Raw genomic sequence first — 15,465 nt, 5'->3', positions numbered from 1 at the left:
CCGCAGGCGGCGTCGCGCAGGTCCGTCCCGCACCGCCGCGCCGCCGTCCTCCGCGCCGCCGTCCGGAACCCTCGCCAAGCGGCGCGTGGTAGCTTCACCCGCGCCCGCACGAGGCCGTGCGGCCACCCGTCATCGAGGAGACCATGAAGCGAGAGAAGCGACTGACCAAGCGCGAGCGGAAGGCGCTCGCGCCCGCGCGCCCGGCGCAGCCCCACGAGCACAAGCACATCCACTGCGTCGCCTGCGGCAAGCACCTCGATCCGGAGGAGTTCCTGGCGCAAGGGTCGGCGACCTGGATCCAGTGCCTGCACAAGTCGCGCTTCGCCACCTGCATCGAGTGCGTCGAGATCTCGAAGCGCCTCCTCGCCGAGCACGACCGCACCGGACAGCCAGTTCAGTCCGCTCAGGCATGGCACTGAGCGACCGACACCAGCCGACGCGCCTGCGCGGCCTCACCTGAGCACGCCTGCGCGGCCCAACCTGAGCACGCCCGGACGGCCTCGCCTGAGCACGCCCGCATCGCAGGCGGGCGCCCTGGACAGGTCGTCCCAGAAACCAACTCCCCATCTCCCCCGCTCTCCCGGAAACGGAAACGCACCGAGGACGGCCAATCGCTGGAACGCACGGGTCGTCGGTAGTCCAGAGGACGCTGCCGCGTCCGCTCCGGATGCGCCGTCCCTCATCCGGATGCGCCACCCCTCATTCCGGTGCGCCGCCCCTCATCGCAGCTGCCGCTCACACCACACACACGCGCTGGCCCGTGCGGTGTCTCACGTGCGCCGCCTCTCATTGCAGCTGTCGCTCGGTGTCGCACACCCGCGCTGGTCCGCCCGGCGCCCCGCCGCGCCTCGCCGATCAGCGCGCGCCCTCGACGGCGACGCGTAACCTTGCTCGCTCTCCCGCGCGGCCGTCCACCCCGGATACGCTTGCGCTCGGGGCCCTTTCCGTCAATGGTTTGCGCCCCATTCATCTCTCTCGGAGGATCTGCATGACGAAACCAATCCGCCGCGCGGGCGTCATCGGCGCGGGCGTCATGGGCAGCGGCATCGCCGCCCACTTCGCGAACGCCGGCATCGAGGTCCTGCTCCTCGATATCGTGCCCCCGAACCTCACCGACGCCGAAAAGAAGGACCCGGCCGCCCGCAGCAGGTTCGCCGCAGGCGGGCTCGAGAAGGCCCTCAAGGCCAGGCCCGCCGCGTTCTTCCACCCGTCGAACGCCCGCCTCGTGCGCACCGGCAACACCGAAGACCACTTCGCCGAGCTCGCCCAATGCGATCTCGTTATCGAGGCGATCATCGAGAAGATCGAGCCGAAGCGCGCCCTCTTCGCGCGGCTCGAAGAGGTCTTGCGGCCTGACGCGATCGTGGCGTCGAATACGTCCGGGCTGCGCATCGAGGAGATGATGCAAGGGCGCTCCGCGGACTTCCGCAAGCGATTCCTCGTCATGCACTTCTTCAACCCGGTCCGGTACATGAAGCTCCTCGAGCTCGTCCTCGGGCCCGACACCGATCCCGCCGTCGTCGCGCGCGTGCGGAAGCTCGGCGAGGACGTGCTCGGAAAGGGCCTCGTCTTCGGCAAGGACACCCCGAACTTCGTCGGCAATCGCATCGGCACCCACGCGATGCTGACCGCCATCCACCTCATGGTCGAGGAAGGCCTCGCGCCGGAGGACGTCGACGCCATCACCGGCGTCGCCATGGCCCACCCGAAGAGCGCGAGCTTCAGGACAGGCGATATCGTCGGGCTCGACACCTTCGCCCACGTCGCGGACAACTGTTACTCGGCGCTCGAGCGCGACGAGGACCGCGACGTCTTCAAGATGCCCGCCTACGTCAGGAAGATGATCGAGGCGAAGCTGCTCGGAGACAAGACCAAGGGCGGCTCCTACCGCAAGGGCAAGGAAGGCCTGGAGACGTTCGACCCGGTGAAGCTCGAGTACCGCCCGCACGGCGGCGACGAGGCCATCAAGAAGGCCACGAGGTCGTGCGAGAAGATCGAGGATCCCGCCGCGCGCGTGAAGAAGCTCGCCAGCGACCCCGGCAAGGCGGGGCAGTTCGCCTGGAAGGTGCTCTCCCGCTCGCTCGCGTACACGGCGCGGCGCGTCGGCGAGATCGCCGACAGCATCGTGGCGATCGATGACGCCATGCGCTGGGGGTACAACTGGGAGCTCGGGCCGTTCCAGACCTGGGACGCGCTCGGCTTCGCCGAGACCGTCGAGCGCATGCAGAAGGACGGCATCAAGCTGCCCGAGTCGATCCTCCGCATGAAGCAGAGCGGCGCGACGTCGTTCTACCGCGCCGACGGGGCGGTGTTCGATCTGCTCAAGGGGGAGTACGTCGCCCAGAAGGTCGATCCGCGCAACGTGACGCTGGCCGGCGCGCGCGCGACCGCGAGGGGCGCGAAGGCCGTGCTCGCCAACGACGGCGCCGAGGCCTGGGATCTCGGCGACGGCGTGCTCGGCGTCACCTTCAAGACCAAGGCGAACAGCCTCGATCCGGACTCGATCGGGATGCTCTCGCTCGCCGCCGAGAAGGCCGAGCAGGACTTCCGCGCGCTCGTGGTCGTGAACCAGGGCGAGCACTTCTGCGTCGGCGCCAACCTGTTCCTCGTGGCCATGGCCGCGGGCAACAAGGACTGGGACGCGATCCGCAAGATGGTGAAGGCGTACCAGGACGCGACCCAGCGGCTGAAGTACGCGAGCGTGCCGGTCGTGGCCGCGCCCTACGGGATGACCCTCGGCGGCGGCCTCGAGCTCTGCTTCGCCTGCGACGCGGTGCAGGCCGCGGCCGAGACGTACGCGGGGCTCGTCGAGGTCGGCGTCGGCCTGATCCCGGGCGGCGCGGGGACGCTCAACATGCTCTGGCGCGCGCTCGAGGGGATCCCCGAGGGCGTGACGGTGCCGACGTACGACATCGTGACGCAGGTCTTCAAGAACATCGCCCTCGCCAAGGTCGCGACCAGCGCGGACGAGGCGAAGGCGCTCGGCTTCTTCCGCAAGACGGACGGCGTCTCGTTCGACAGGGCCCGCCAGCTGTACGAGGCGAAGGCGCGCGCGATCGGGCTGGCCGAGGCCGGGTACCACGCGCCCGTGCCGCGCGCCTACAAGCTGCCGGGCGAGAGCGGGATCGCGACGCTGCAGATGATGATCGACACGCTCGTCGCCGGCGGCCACGCCAGCGAGCACGACGCGAAGATCGCGCGCAAGCTCGCCGAGGTGCTCTGCGGCGGCGCTGGCGGCGGGGCGCGCGAGGTGACCGAGGACGAGATCCTCGAGCTCGAGCGCGAGGCGTTCGTCAGCCTGTGCGGCGAGCCCAAGAGCGCCGAGCGAATGCAGTACATGCTGATGAACAACAAGCCCCTCCGGAACTAGGTGAACGCCATGGTCGACGTCGTAATTGCAGAGGCCGTCCGCTCGGCCGTTGGCCGGGCCCACAAAGGGTCGCTCGCGCTGAAGCGCCCCGACGAGCTCGCCGGCGAGGTCGTCGCCGCGCTGCTCCAGCGCGTCCCCCAGGTGAAGCCGGAGGACGTCGAGGACCTCGTCCTCGGCTGCGCCATGCCGGAAGGCGAGCAGGGGCTCAACATCGCGCGCGTCGTCTCGCTCCTCGGCGGGATGGCGCAGGAAGGGTCCGCGATCACCATCAACCGCTTCTGCTCGAGCGGGCTCCAGGCGATCGCGAGCGCGGCGGGCAGCATCGCGATGGGATCGCTCGACATCGCCGTCGCCGGCGGCGTCGAGTCGATGACGATGGTGCCGATGACCGGCAACAAGCTGAGCGCGTCGCCGGAGGCGATGGAGCGGTGCCCGACGGTGTACACGCCGATGGGCATCACCGCGGAGAACGTGGCGAACCGCTTCCAGGTGAGCCGCGCCGACCAGGACGCGTTCGCGCTGAAGAGCCACCAGAAGGCGGCGGGGGCGCGCGCGGCCGGGCGCTTCGAGGACGAGATCGTCACCGTGAAGGGGGTGCGCTTCGAGAACGGCAAGCGCGCGACCTTCGATTTCCGCTCCGACGAGCTGATCCGCAAGGAGACGACGGCGGAGGCGCTCGCGGGGCTGAAGCCGGCGTTCTCGGCGAAGGGGAGCGTCACGCCGGGCAACAGCTCGCCGCTGTCGGACGGCGCCGCCGCGGCGCTCGTGATGAGCAAGGCGAAGGCGGACGCGCTCGGGGTGAAGCCGCTCGGGTACTTCCGGGCGTTCGTGACCGTCGGCGTCGACCCCGCCATCATGGGCATCGGCCCGGTGCCCGCGGTGCGCAAGCTGCTCGCGAGGACGGGGCTGAAGATGGCCGACATCGACCTCTTCGAGGTCAACGAGGCGTTCGCCTCGCAGGCCGTCTACGTGCAGCGGACGCTCGAGATCCCCGAGGAGAAGCTCAACGTGAACGGCGGCGCGATCGCGCTCGGCCACCCGCTCGGGTGCACCGGCGCGAAGCTCACCGCGACCGCCCTCTACGAGCTGCGCCGGCGCGGCGGCCGGTACGCCGTCGTGACGATGTGCATCGGCGGCGGCATGGGCGCGGCCGGCCTCATCGAGCTGGCCGGCGCGACCGCGCGCGCCTGACCCCGCCGCGCCGATCCCGCCTCTCCCGTCCCGTCGCGTCGATCCCGTCGACATCGCGCCCCGCCGCGGCCCGAGCCTCGCGCTCCGGCTTTCCCGCGGCGGGGCGATGGCCTATAGAGCGCCCATGCCGAGCCACTTGACGACCTTTCAGGGGTCGATCCCCGAGGCCCTGAAGCGGGCCATCGAAGAGAAGATCGAGGGCTCCACCGCCGAGGTGACCGGCGGCGGGGGCCACTTCAACCTGGTCGTGACCTCGCCGGTGTTCGCCGGCAAGAGCATGCTGGAGAGCCAGCGGCTGGTCTACGGGGCGATCGCCCACCTCATGGCCGGCGACCAGGCGCCCGTCCACGCGATCGACAGCCTAAAAACCCGGACACCCTGAGCGGGGGCGCCCCCGCTCAGGGCGTGGATCAGCGGTGGGAGGCGGGGCGTCGGTCGCCCTCGTCGTGGCAGGTGCTGCTGCAGCCGTCGCCGTCGGTGGTGTTGCCGTCGTCGCACTCCTCCGGGCCCGCCTCGATGCTGTCGCCGCAGATGGGGGCGCAGGCGCTGGGCTCGCCGGTGCACTGGTAGCCCGCAGCCGTCTCCTGCCGCGGTGCCGCCGTCGTCGCAGGCCTCGGCGCCGCCCATCGCGCCGTCGCCGCACACCCCGCCCCCGGCGCCGCCGTTGCCTGCGCCGCCCTGGCCGCCGCCGCCTGCGCCGCCCTGGCCGCCGCCGCCTGCGCCGCCCTGGCCGCCGCCGCCTGCGCCGCCCTCGCCCGTGGCCCCGCCGGAGCCCGCCGTCGTCGTGCTCGACACGGCGCTCGACCCGCTCGTGCTCGATCCGGACCCGCCGCCACCGCCGTCGCCGTCGCTCGCGCCTTCCCGTTCGCACGCGAGCAGCGCCGTGGCCGCGATCACCGCGGCCGCCCCAGTCCATCTCGTCAACAGCATGTGTTCCTCCAGGAGCGAGGTCCGCGAGCGACGGGGGCCTCCCCTCGACCCTCGAGCGCGCACCGAGCACCTGTTGCCCCAACCTTCCACGGAATACTCCGCTCCGATCGTCCGGACAACTTCGCCCTACCCGGACGTCCCGGCGTTCGGCCGCGCGGCCCGCCGGCGCCCATCAGCGCGCATCAACTCATGATTCCGGCGGATCGCGGGCCCTCGCGCGGGAGCGGCGGGCGCGCGCCGCTCCCGGGCTGAGCGCCCGGCGCCGGGCGCGCGGCGGGTCGCGTGGCAGGCCGCGTGGCAGGTCGCGTGGCACGTCCAAACGGGCGCCGCGATCGCTCGCGCCGCGAGCTGGCCGCGTCGTCTGTTTGACACCGGAATTCGCGCGGTGGTACGTGGCGCCGGGCGCCCCACGCGCTCGCCCGATAGCGACCTCACACGACCCCGAGGACCCTCCCATGACGCCTCGTTCCCCGTTGCTCCCCGCCGAACCGCTCCCAGGCGCTCCTGGGGCGAACGACGCCCGGCTCCCGGCCCAGGCGCGCCCCGGCCGAGCCTCCCGCCTGGGCGCCGGGCTGCTCTCCTTCGTCCTCGGCGCCGCGATGACCGCCGCCACCGCGGGCGACGCCGCGGCCCAGACGCGCACGGGAGACGGCGCCAACGGCGACGGCATGGACCTGCACCTGTTCCGGCCGGCGGTCGACTCCAAGGGGCTCTTCTCCGTCAACGGGGCGGACATCCTCGGCGCGAACGACATCAGCCTGGGGCTCGTGCTCGATTACGGGCACAACATCCTGCCGCTCACCGAGAACGACCGGGGAACGGAGGTGATGCTCAATCACGCGTTCCAGGGGACGTTCCAGTTCGATTACGGCATCGCCAACTTCCTGGTCGTCGGGCTCTCGGTCCCGGTGGTGCTCAACGGGGGCAAGCCGGTCGACGACATCGGCCCGGGCGGCAGCGCCAACTACAACGACGACTCGCTCGACGCGCAGGCGCTCGGCAACCTGGCCGTCCACGCGAAAGCGCGCATTCTCCGCCCCGATCAGGACGTGATCGGGCTCGCGGTGATCGCCCAGGCCGGGATCGGCGTCGGCGGGAGCCAGGACTTCGCGTCGGATCCGGGGTTCTTCTTCTGGCCGCAGCTCGTCCTTGAGAAGCGGCTCGGCACGACCAACCCGTTCCGGATCGCGGCGAACGTCGGCTACCGCGGCCACGCCGGGAAGAACCCGGTGTTCGGCCTGCGCCAGGACGGCGCGACCTTCCAGCTCGAGCACGGGGACCTCGAGTACTCCGACCTGATCACCGCCGGGGCCGGCATGAGCTACCGCGTCCTCACGCCGCTCGACCTCGTGGTCGAGACCTACCTGACCCAGCAGGTCGGCGGCGGCGACAGCGCCGAGCAGAAGCTGTCGGCCGAGGCGATCGGGGGCATCAAGCTCTTCATCGAGCGGAACAGCTTCCTCATGCTCGGCTTCGGGGTCGGGTACGTCCCCGGGTTCCAGGCCGCGGCGCAGCGCGGGACCATCGGGTTCGTCTTCGAGCCGTCGATCGGCGATCGGGACGGCGACGGCATCAAGGACGATCAGGACGACTGCCCCGACGAGCCCGAGGACTACGACGGCTTCCAGGACACGAAGGCGGACTCGCCCCCCGGGAAGTACGGCTGCCCGGATCCGGACAACGACGAGGACGGCATCCTCGACGTCGACGACCGCTGCCCGAACAACCCGGAGGACCGCGACGGCGACGAGGACGACGACGGGTGCCCGGAGGGGAGCGACGGCGATCGCGACGGCGACGGCATCCTCGACTCGCGCGACAAGTGCCCGGACGACCCGGAGGACCGCGACGGCTTCCAGGACAAGGACGGCTGCCCGGATCCGGACAACGACAAGGACGGCATCCCCGACAAGTCCGACCAGTGCCCGAACGACCCCGAGGACAGGGACGACTTCGAGGACGAGGACGGGTGCCCGGAGCCCGACAACGACAGGGACGGCATCCCGGACGTGGCCGACAAGTGCCCGAACGATCCGGAGACGTTCAACGGCCTCGAGGACGAGGACGGGTGCCCGGACAAGGGCAGCGTCGTGATCGAGGAGAACAACATCGTCATCCTCGAGAAGATCCAGTTCGCGACCGGCAGCGCCGAGATCCTCCCGGAGTCGTTCGGCATCGTGCAGGCGGTGGCCGAGACGCTGAAGCACCACCCGGAGTTCACGATGATCGAGGTGCAGGGGCACGCCGACGAGCGCTCGGCCGACGCGTACAACCTCAAGCTGACCCAGGCCCGCGCGGACGCGGTCGCCGCGGCGCTCGCGCAGCGCGGCGTCAACAAGAACAGCGTTCGCTCGATGGGCTACGGCGAGTACTGCCCGATCGATCCGGCCCACAACGCGGCCGCCTGGGAGAAGAACCGGCGCGTCGAGTTCAAGGTCGTGCGGACCGACAAGGGGCCGACCAACGTGGAGCTCGGCTGCGCCCTGGCCCGCTCCAAGGGCGTCAACCCGCCGCCGCCCTGAGCAGAACTGCGGCGCCGCCGATCTGGACAGGACCGGTCGGGCCGGGAGAGAGTGAGCCCATGAAGGCCCGCGCCAGGCGCTCCGCCGCCACCACGCTCGCCGCCGCGGCGCTCGCCACGATGGCGAGCGGCTGCATCAACACCGACGCGGCCGTGTTCGTCGAGCCGTCCATCGCGGCGCCCGAGGCGACCGTCTCAGCGAATGCGCTCGGGCCCGGCCTGACCGCGAGCTTCGCGCTGGAGCTGCACCTGGGCGCGCGGGCCAGCGGGCCCAGCCGCGTCGCGGTGCGCACCTTCGCGATCACGAGCGCCGATCAGAAGACCTCGATCGTCGAGCCGCTCCTCGTCGAGACCACGGCGGCGCTGCCGGTCGAGGTCGCTCCGGACAGCGACGTCGCCGTGGCGTTCACCGTCGATACCGGCGCTCAGGGCGGGACGCTCCCGGCCGACGCCGCGGCGGCGCTCTGCGCCGCGGAGGGGATCCGCATCACGGGCGCGATCGAGGACTCGCTGGAAGACGGGGCGACGCCGGTCGCTTCGGCGGTGTTCCACGCGGACTGCCCGTGATGCGGCGCACGCCCGCCGCCCCGGCGCGTTCGTCGGCGTTGCCCGGCGTCATCGCGCGCGCGCCGCGCTAAAATGCCGGCCATGGCGCATCGAGAGATCACCCCCCCTCCGGAGACCGCGGCGGACCGCGCGGTCGGGTCCCCGGAAAACGCCGACGCGCTCCGTTCCACGAACGGCGGGGGCGGAGAGGGGCTCGCGCTCGACGAGGCAGGGCTCGCGGCGCTCCGGCGCGCGGTGGCCGCGTGGCGCGCGGGCCCGGTCGCCGAGGCGTCGGCGCGCTTCCCGCCGCGGAGCGAGCGCTTCACCACGTGGAGCGGCATCGACGTCCCCGACCTCGCGACCCCGGCCGACGCGCCGGTCGACCACGCGGCGGATCTCGGGCTGCCCGGGGAGTACCCGTTCACGCGGGGCGTCCAGCCGACGATGTACCGCGGCAGGCTCTGGACCATGCGGATGTTCGCGGGCTTCGGCACGCCGGAGCAGACGAACGCGCGATTCAAGTACCTGCTCGCAGAGGGCCAGACGGGCCTGTCGACCGCCTTCGATTTCCCGACCCTCATGGGCTACGACTCCGACTCTCCGCGGTCGCTCGGCGAGGTGGGGATGTGCGGTGTCGCGGTCGACACGCTCCGCGACATGGAGGTGCTCTTCGACGGCATCCCGCTCGACCAGGTGACGACGTCGATGACCATCAACGGCCCCGCCGCCGTGCTGCTCGCGTTCTATATCGCGCTCGCCGACAAGCGCGGGATCCCGCGGAGCCGCATCGGCGGCACCGTGCAGAACGACTGCCTCAAGGAGTTCATCGCCCAGCACGCCTGGCTCGTCCCGCCGCGCCCGGCGATGCGCGTCGTGACCGACATGATCGAGTTCTGCGCGCGCGAGGTGCCGCGGTGGAACTCGGTGTCGATCAGCGGCTACCACATCCGCGAGGCGGGCTCGACCGCCGCGCAGGAGCTCGCGTTCACGCTCGCGGACGGGCTCGCCTACGTCGAGAGCTGCGTCGCGCGCGGCCTCGACGTCGACGCCTTCGCGCCACGCCTGTCGTTCTTCTTCGACGTCCACAGCGACTTCTTCGAGGAGATCGCGAAGTTCCGCGCCGCGCGCCGCATGTGGGCGCGGTTCCTCAAGGTGCGGTACGGGGCGAAGAAGGCCGAGAGCATGAAGCTCCGGACGCACGCGCAGACGGCCGGCGTGTCGCTGACGGCGCAGCAGCCGTACAACAACGTGGTCCGCGTCTCGCTCCAGGCGCTCGCCGCCGTGCTCGGCGGCACCCAGTCGCTCCACACGAACTCGCTCGACGAGACGTACGCGCTCCCGACCGAGGAGAGCGTGACCATCGCCCTCCGGACCCAGCAGATCATCGCCCACGAGAGCGGGGTCGCGAACACCATCGATCCGCTCGGCGGGAGCTATTATGTGGAGTGGCTCACGGACCGCCTGGAAAAGGAGGCCCTCGAGTACATCCAGCGGATCGACGAGATGGGCGGGATGGTGGCCGCCATCGAGAAGGGGTATCCGCAGCGCGAGATCGCCGCATCGGCCTACAGGTTTCAGCGAGAGCTGGAATCGAACGAGCGGATCACTGTGGGCGTCAACCGCTACGCCGCCGTGGGCGAGAAGACGATCCCCCTCCTCCGGATCGACGAGGGGGTGCAGCGCGTTCAGTGCGAGAACCTGGCCCGGGTCAAGGCCCAGCGCGATCAGGACCGGGTGCGGCGCGCCCTGGCCGACGTGAGGAGCGCCGCGCGCGGCCGTGACAACCTGATGCCGCCCCTCATCGCGGCGGCCAGCGCGTACGCGACCGAGCAGGAGATCTGCGACGTGCTGCGCGACGTCCTGGGGACCTACAGCGATCCGGCCGAGTTCTGAGCGCGCGGGAACGCGCGGGATGAAAGCGAGCGCGCGCGCGGCTTGCTGCGGTGCGCTGCGGCCCCGGCGTGCGCATCCGATCAGGTCGCGGGCGGCGCGGTGGCCGGGGAATCCCTCGATTCGTCAGGTTGACACTTCTCTACCTCGGCCGGTAGAGTGCGCCGGCGTCAGGTCGCCGCAGTCGCGGCTCATCCGTGGCGCCGCCGTACGGTCTGCTGTTGTCGCTGCGCTGCGGCGCTGCGAGCTGTCGGTCGAGTGAGAGGATCGTCGTGGGCGACCGAGGTCGCCGCGTAGGGAGCAAGCTTATGAAGAGTCGATCCATGTCGCGCCGCATTTTTGCCCTTTCGGCGCTCGTCCTATCCGTCGGCGCCACGGCGGCCTGCGACAACAAGGGGTCCGAGTCCGGTGGCACGGCGCCCGCGGGCTCGGCCGGGGCTGCAGCCGGTCCCGCTGCGAAGGGTGATGCGAAGGGCGGCGCGAAGTTCGTCACCATCTCCAGGGAGCAGCAGGCGTCCTGGGTGCGCAACTTCAACCCCCTTCTCGGCGAGGGGGCCACGCGCTTCCCCACCGTCGCGGGCATCTACGAGCCCATGATCGTGTACAACACGATGAAGGGCGAGTACGTCCCGTGGCTCGCCACGAAGTACGAGTGGAGCGACGCGAACAAGAAGCTCACCTTCACGACCCGTCCCGAAGTCAAGTGGTCTGACGGACAACCCTTCTCGGCGAAGGACGTCGCGTTCACGTTCGGGCTCCTCAAGAAGTTCCCGGCGCTCGATCTCACGGGCGTGTGGAAGCTCGTCGAGTCGGTCGAGGCCAAGAGCGACAGCACGGTCGAGTTCATCTTCAAGGAGGCGTTCGTCCCCGGCCTCACCTACATCGGCCATCAGCCGATCGTGCCGGAGCACAAGTGGAAGGACGTGGCCGACCCGGTCACGTTCACGAACGAGAACCCGGTCGCGACGGGGCCCTTCACCGAGGTGAAGACCTTCCAGAACCAGATCTACGAGCTCGGCAAGAACCCGAACTACTGGCAGAAGGGCAAGCCGGCGGTCGAGGGGCTCCGCTTCCCGGCGTACCCGGGCAACGACCAGGCGAACCTGGCGCTCATCAACGGCGAGGTCGACTGGGCCGGCAACTTCGTGCCCGACATTGACAAGACCTACGTCGCCAAGGACCCGGAGAACAACCATTACTGGTTCCCGCTCGTCGGCGGCACCGTGACGCTCTACCCGAACGCCACGAAGAAGCCGTTCAACGACATCAAGCTGCGCAAGGCCATCAGCATGGCCATCGACCGCGCCCAGATCGCGAAGGTCGCGGTCAACGGCTACACGGTCGGCGCGGACGGGACCGGGCTCGACGACGCCTACGGGCGCTGGCGCAGCGACAAGGCCGCCGCGGCCGGCGACTGGACGACCTTCGACGTGGCCAAGGCGAACGCCCTCCTCGACGAGGCCGGCTACGCCAAGGGCGCCGACGGCATCCGCGCGAAGGACGGCAAGCCGCTGAAGTTCGACATCAACGTCGTGACCGGCTGGTCCGACTGGGTGCGCGCGGTCCAGATCACCACGCAGAGCCTGAAGGCCGTCGGCATCGAGGCCACGCTGAAGACGTACGACTTCAGCGCGTTCTTCGAGGCGCTCCAGAAGGGCACGTTCGACATGTCGATGGGCTGGACCAACACCGAGCCCACGCCGTTCAACTACTACCGCGATCTCATGGCCCCGGAGTTCGTGAAGGCCGTCGGCGAGGTCTCGAACCGCAACTGGCACCGCTTCTCCGCCAAGGAGGCCGAGCCGCTGTTCAAGAAGTTCGCGGCCGCGACGGATCCGGCGGAACAGAAGAGCATCGTCGAGGAGCTGCAGATGATCTACGCCACGCAGGTGCCGGTCATCCCGCTGTTCAAGAACCCGTCCTGGGGCGAGTACAGCACGAAGCGCTTCGTCGGGTGGCCCAGCAAGGAGAACCCGTACGCGAAGCTGTCGCCGAACAACTCGCCGGATTACCTGCTCGTCCTGACCGAGATCAAGCCGAAGTGACGGCTCCTGCGCTGCGCGCCGGGCGTCCGGCGCGCAGTGTGTGTGTTCTCGCCTAGCAGCGTTTCTCTCTCTTTTCTCTCCGACTCAGCACAAACCTTGGCCGCCGGCGGCGCCGGTGCGAAGATCGCGCTGCATGCTCCCCTCGGGCGTCCAGATTGCGCGCTTCGCTGCGCTCCTCTCCGGAGTCTTCCTCGCCGCCTGCGGCGGCAACCAGCACGCTGGCGCCGCGGCGTTCTGGGAGGGCGACACCGTCGATCCCGCCGCGCCGGCGGATCAGGCGGGCGCGAAGAAGAAGGCGCCGCGCAGGGCTTTCGGCGCGTCCGACGATTTCGGCGGCGCCCCGTCGACGCCCGAGGAGCGGGCGCCCTCGTCGTGGGTGGGCGTGCGGCACGATCTCTCGCTCGCGCGCGCCGACTCGCGCAAGGAGCGCTGCAGCTGCCTGGCCGTGGAGGTGGGGGAAGCGCGCGATCCCAGGTTCCAGTGGGCCGCCGGCGCGCCGGAGACCTCGGCCAATACGCTGGCCATCGCGCTGAGCGCGCGCGGGGTGCCCTGCCCGGGCGGCGCTCCCGACGAGGAGAGCCGGCGACCCTCGATCTCGGCGGTCGATCAGGAGGGGAACGATATCGTCATCGAGGTCGAGGAGCTGCCCACAGGACGGCCGCTCGCGACGGGCGCCGTGATCCCGAGGCCCGCTCCGGGCGGGGCGATCTACGTGAAGGGGCGCAGCGCGAAGATCCCGTATGCGCGCGCCGCGGGCGGCGCGCGCTGCAAGGTCTACTGAGCGCCTGCGCTGCAGGGACAGGCGCTGAGCCGGGCCGAGGGGCTCACTGGGGAGCGCCGGCGCAGATCCAGTCGTTGATCTTCTTGATGCTGGCCTCGGGAAGGGCCATGCCCGAGGCCGGGGGCGGCATGCGCGTGTCGTCGCCGCAGAGGCCGGTGCCGCGCACCTTGTTGATGATGTAGCTCTCGCTCGGCTTGCCCGGCACGACGAGCATCTTGCCGGCGCATTCCGTGCTGTCCCCGTCGACGAGCTCGCCATGGGCCGCGTTCGCGCGGAGATCGAGGCCGGCGGCCGCGGGGCCGGCGTTGCCGTGGCACCCCGCGCAGTTCGTCGTCAGGATCGGCCGCACGTCAGCGAAGGTCGCGGTGTCCGCGCCGCAGAGGGGGTCGCTGGGAGCGGAGCCGCCTTCGCCGCCGGTGCCAGCGCCGCCGGTGCCGCCACCCTGGCCGCCCGTGCCGACATCCGCGCCGCCGGTGCCGCCTTGGCCGCCGGTACCGACATCCGAGCCGCCGGTGCCGCCGCCCTGGCCGTCGGTCCCGCCGGTGCCGCCGCCCTGGCCCGCGCTGCTGCTGCTGCTGGTGCTGCTGCTGGTCGAGCTGCTGGCGCTGGTGCTGGTGCTGGTGTCGGTCTCGCCACCATCGTCAGAGCAGGCAGCCGCCGAGAACCCGATGGTCAGACAGAGGACCAGTTGAAGTGCAGTTTTCTGAGAAAGCATGTGAGGACCTCTTTGACGCTGTGTTCGCGCGGCGAGCGCCGCGCTGTCGATTCGCGGAGGACCCTAGATGGCCTTGTGCGCAGCCACAACGCATTTCAAGAAAATGAAATTGGTTATCGTTATCGCGAGCCCGCGACACTGCAATGCAATGATAGAGCTGTACAGGGGGTTGGTTCGCCGCGTCTACGCGGAGAGCGCCTTCGAGGAGAGCAGCTCTCCGGGATCGCGCTCGGCCAGGTCCTCGAAGCGCGGGAGGTCGGCGAGGCGGCGCGTCGTCGTGGCGGAGGTCTCGGGGTCGCGCTGGAACGCGATGGCGCGGCTGAGGCCCTGCTTCGACACCCCCCTGAGCAGCGCGGGCGAGTGCGTCGTCGCCACGATCTGGCAGACGGAGGGCCGCGCCGCCCCCTCGAGGAGCTGCGCGAGCACGGCGGCGCGCTCGGGGTGCAAGCCGGCGTCCGGGTCCTCCACGAGGAGGAGCGACCCCTCCGGCGCGGTGAGCACGCCGGCGATCTTGCCGAGCGCGCGCAGCGCGCCGTCCGGGAGGCTCGGCGCCGGGACGCGGGCGCCGCCCTTCTCGACGAGCACCATCATGACGTCGCCGAGGCCCGTCTCGGCGAACTCGATATCTTCGATCTCGGGCGCGAAGATCGAGCGCACCCAGCCGAGCACATCGGCCTTGTGCTCGGCCTCCTGGCAGAGCCAGCGGAGCACGGCGGAGAGGTTCTGCCCGCCGGCGCCGAGGTTCTCTATCTCGTGCGGCACATAACCCCTCATCCGCGAAGGATCGATGTCGAGCGACAGCGCGCTCCGCATCGCGACCTGGAGCGCGTTGCAGAGCGCGATGACGTCCGCGAGGCTCACGTCCTCGCCGCGCCCGCGGTGGTGCTCTATCTGGCCGAGCAGGCTGCGCCGGGCGGGGTTGCGATCCATGGATGCGATCCGCATCGAGCGGCCCTTCTTCGACGCCGCCTTCATCGCTCCGCCCGAGGCGAACCCCTCGAGCCCCTTCAGCGCCGACGCCGGCGTGTCGAAGAGCGGGCCCCCGGCCGACTTCGCCTCGAGCGACTCGTGCTCCACGATCACGTCAGGCTCGACCTGACACGTGATCTTGTGTGTGAGCTCCTCCTTCCCGATCGCCCATCGGCTCTCGATGGTGAACGATTTGGCGCCCCTGTGCGTGGCCCCTTGCGTGCCGCCGCGCAGGCCCGGCCACACCTCGCGCCTGCCGTCGACGCGACCGCGGAAGATGTCGCACAGGGGTAGATCCAGCCCGACGCCCTGCAGGAAGCGCAGGGCGTCGAGGAAGTTGCTCTTCCCGGAGCCGTTGGCCCCGAGCAGCAACGTGAAGGGGGACAGCTCCACCGTTTGATCGGCGAAGCTCTTGAAGTTCCTGAGTCGGATGGATGTCAGCATGCCTGGCCGCTCGCAGCCATCATGTGACCAGGCAGTCGGCCGGATGTAAAGCGCCGGCCGACG

At 70.6% G+C, this 15,465-nt stretch carries 12 protein-coding genes; 9 read left to right on the top strand and 3 right to left on the bottom strand.

Annotation, left to right across the window (positions count from 1 at the left end; all coding sequences use genetic code 11):
• Positions 1-143 precede the first annotated feature (143 nt).
• From WME73_RS42160 to WME73_RS42145, 4 genes are all read left to right on the top strand, one after another.
• Entirely contained in the window at positions 144-419 is a 276-nt protein-coding gene (locus WME73_RS42160) for a hypothetical protein (protein WP_437325399.1), read from the top strand.
• A 569-nt stretch (positions 420-988) separates the two neighbouring features.
• Positions 989-3,370 carry a 3-hydroxyacyl-CoA dehydrogenase/enoyl-CoA hydratase family protein gene (locus tag WME73_RS42155; protein WP_437913276.1) on the top strand — a complete coding sequence of 794 codons (2,382 nt, stop codon included), beginning with the start codon at positions 989-991 and terminating at the stop codon, positions 3,368-3,370.
• Between the two features lie 9 nt (positions 3,371-3,379).
• Positions 3,380-4,561 carry a thiolase family protein gene (locus WME73_RS42150; RefSeq protein WP_437913274.1) on the top strand — a complete coding sequence of 394 codons (1,182 nt, stop codon included), beginning with the start codon at positions 3,380-3,382 and terminating at the stop codon, positions 4,559-4,561.
• Positions 4,562-4,685: 124 nt separating this feature from the next.
• Positions 4,686-4,943, top strand: a complete 258-nt coding sequence (locus tag WME73_RS42145; RefSeq protein WP_437277255.1) for a BolA/IbaG family iron-sulfur metabolism protein — start codon at positions 4,686-4,688, stop codon at positions 4,941-4,943.
• A 28-nt stretch (positions 4,944-4,971) separates the two neighbouring features.
• On the opposite strand, the gene WME73_RS42140 is transcribed toward WME73_RS42145, so the two are convergent.
• Positions 4,972-5,079, bottom strand: coding sequence for a hypothetical protein (locus WME73_RS42140; RefSeq protein ID WP_437917498.1), 108 nt, complete (start codon positions 5,077-5,079; stop codon positions 4,972-4,974).
• Positions 5,080-5,946: 867 nt separating this feature from the next.
• Here WME73_RS42140 and WME73_RS42135 point away from each other — a divergent pair.
• From WME73_RS42135 to WME73_RS42115, 5 genes are all read left to right on the top strand, one after another.
• On the top strand, positions 5,947-8,013 hold the full coding sequence (locus WME73_RS42135; RefSeq protein ID WP_437741918.1) for an OmpA family protein: 2,067 nt from the start codon (positions 5,947-5,949) through the stop codon (positions 8,011-8,013).
• 59 nt (positions 8,014-8,072) lie between these two features.
• Positions 8,073-8,579 (top strand): hypothetical protein, encoded by a 507-nt coding sequence (locus WME73_RS42130; protein ID WP_437913271.1) that lies wholly within the window; start codon positions 8,073-8,075, stop codon positions 8,577-8,579.
• 81 nt (positions 8,580-8,660) lie between these two features.
• On the top strand, positions 8,661-10,451 hold the full coding sequence (locus WME73_RS42125) for an acyl-CoA mutase large subunit family protein (RefSeq protein ID WP_437913269.1): 1,791 nt from the start codon (positions 8,661-8,663) through the stop codon (positions 10,449-10,451).
• Positions 10,452-10,756: 305 nt separating this feature from the next.
• Positions 10,757-12,493 (top strand): ABC transporter substrate-binding protein, encoded by a 1,737-nt coding sequence (locus tag WME73_RS42120; RefSeq protein ID WP_437741915.1) that lies wholly within the window; start codon positions 10,757-10,759, stop codon positions 12,491-12,493.
• A 133-nt stretch (positions 12,494-12,626) separates the two neighbouring features.
• Positions 12,627-13,274, top strand: coding sequence for a hypothetical protein (locus WME73_RS42115; protein ID WP_437741914.1), 648 nt, complete (start codon positions 12,627-12,629; stop codon positions 13,272-13,274).
• 43 nt (positions 13,275-13,317) lie between these two features.
• Here the strand turns inward: WME73_RS42115 and WME73_RS42110 are convergent, their stop codons facing one another.
• Positions 13,318-13,989 (bottom strand): c-type cytochrome domain-containing protein, encoded by a 672-nt coding sequence (locus tag WME73_RS42110; protein ID WP_437741913.1) that lies wholly within the window; start codon positions 13,987-13,989, stop codon positions 13,318-13,320.
• A 183-nt stretch (positions 13,990-14,172) separates the two neighbouring features.
• Positions 14,173-15,402 (bottom strand): AAA family ATPase, encoded by a 1,230-nt coding sequence (locus WME73_RS42105; protein ID WP_437741912.1) that lies wholly within the window; start codon positions 15,400-15,402, stop codon positions 14,173-14,175.
• Positions 15,403-15,465: the final 63 nt, after the last annotated feature.

The sequence above is a fragment of the Sorangium sp. So ce302 genome, assembly GCF_051530145.1.
Classification (GTDB): Bacteria; Myxococcota_A; Polyangia; order Polyangiales; family Polyangiaceae; genus Sorangium; species Sorangium cellulosum_B.
The sequence above is the reverse complement of the archived record's forward strand: the minus strand, read 5'-3'. Positions and strand labels throughout refer to the sequence as shown.

Coding starts and splice junctions, on each gene's coding strand:
- WME73_RS42145 (WP_437277255.1), top strand. CDS start 4,686: ATGCCGAGCCACTTGACGACCTTTCAGGGGTCGATCCCCGAGGCCCTG.
- WME73_RS42115 (WP_437741914.1), top strand. CDS start 12,627: ATGCTCCCCTCGGGCGTCCAGATTGCGCGCTTCGCTGCGCTCCTCTCC.
- WME73_RS42105 (WP_437741912.1), bottom strand. CDS start 15,402: ATGCTGACATCCATCCGACTCAGGAACTTCAAGAGCTTCGCCGATCAA.
- WME73_RS42110 (WP_437741913.1), bottom strand. CDS start 13,989: ATGCTTTCTCAGAAAACTGCACTTCAACTGGTCCTCTGTCTGACCATC.
- WME73_RS42160 (WP_437325399.1), top strand. CDS start 144: ATGAAGCGAGAGAAGCGACTGACCAAGCGCGAGCGGAAGGCGCTCGCG.
- WME73_RS42125 (WP_437913269.1), top strand. CDS start 8,661: ATGGCGCATCGAGAGATCACCCCCCCTCCGGAGACCGCGGCGGACCGC.
- WME73_RS42130 (WP_437913271.1), top strand. CDS start 8,073: ATGAAGGCCCGCGCCAGGCGCTCCGCCGCCACCACGCTCGCCGCCGCG.
- WME73_RS42120 (WP_437741915.1), top strand. CDS start 10,757: ATGAAGAGTCGATCCATGTCGCGCCGCATTTTTGCCCTTTCGGCGCTC.
- WME73_RS42150 (WP_437913274.1), top strand. CDS start 3,380: ATGGTCGACGTCGTAATTGCAGAGGCCGTCCGCTCGGCCGTTGGCCGG.
- WME73_RS42135 (WP_437741918.1), top strand. CDS start 5,947: ATGACGCCTCGTTCCCCGTTGCTCCCCGCCGAACCGCTCCCAGGCGCT.
- WME73_RS42155 (WP_437913276.1), top strand. CDS start 989: ATGACGAAACCAATCCGCCGCGCGGGCGTCATCGGCGCGGGCGTCATG.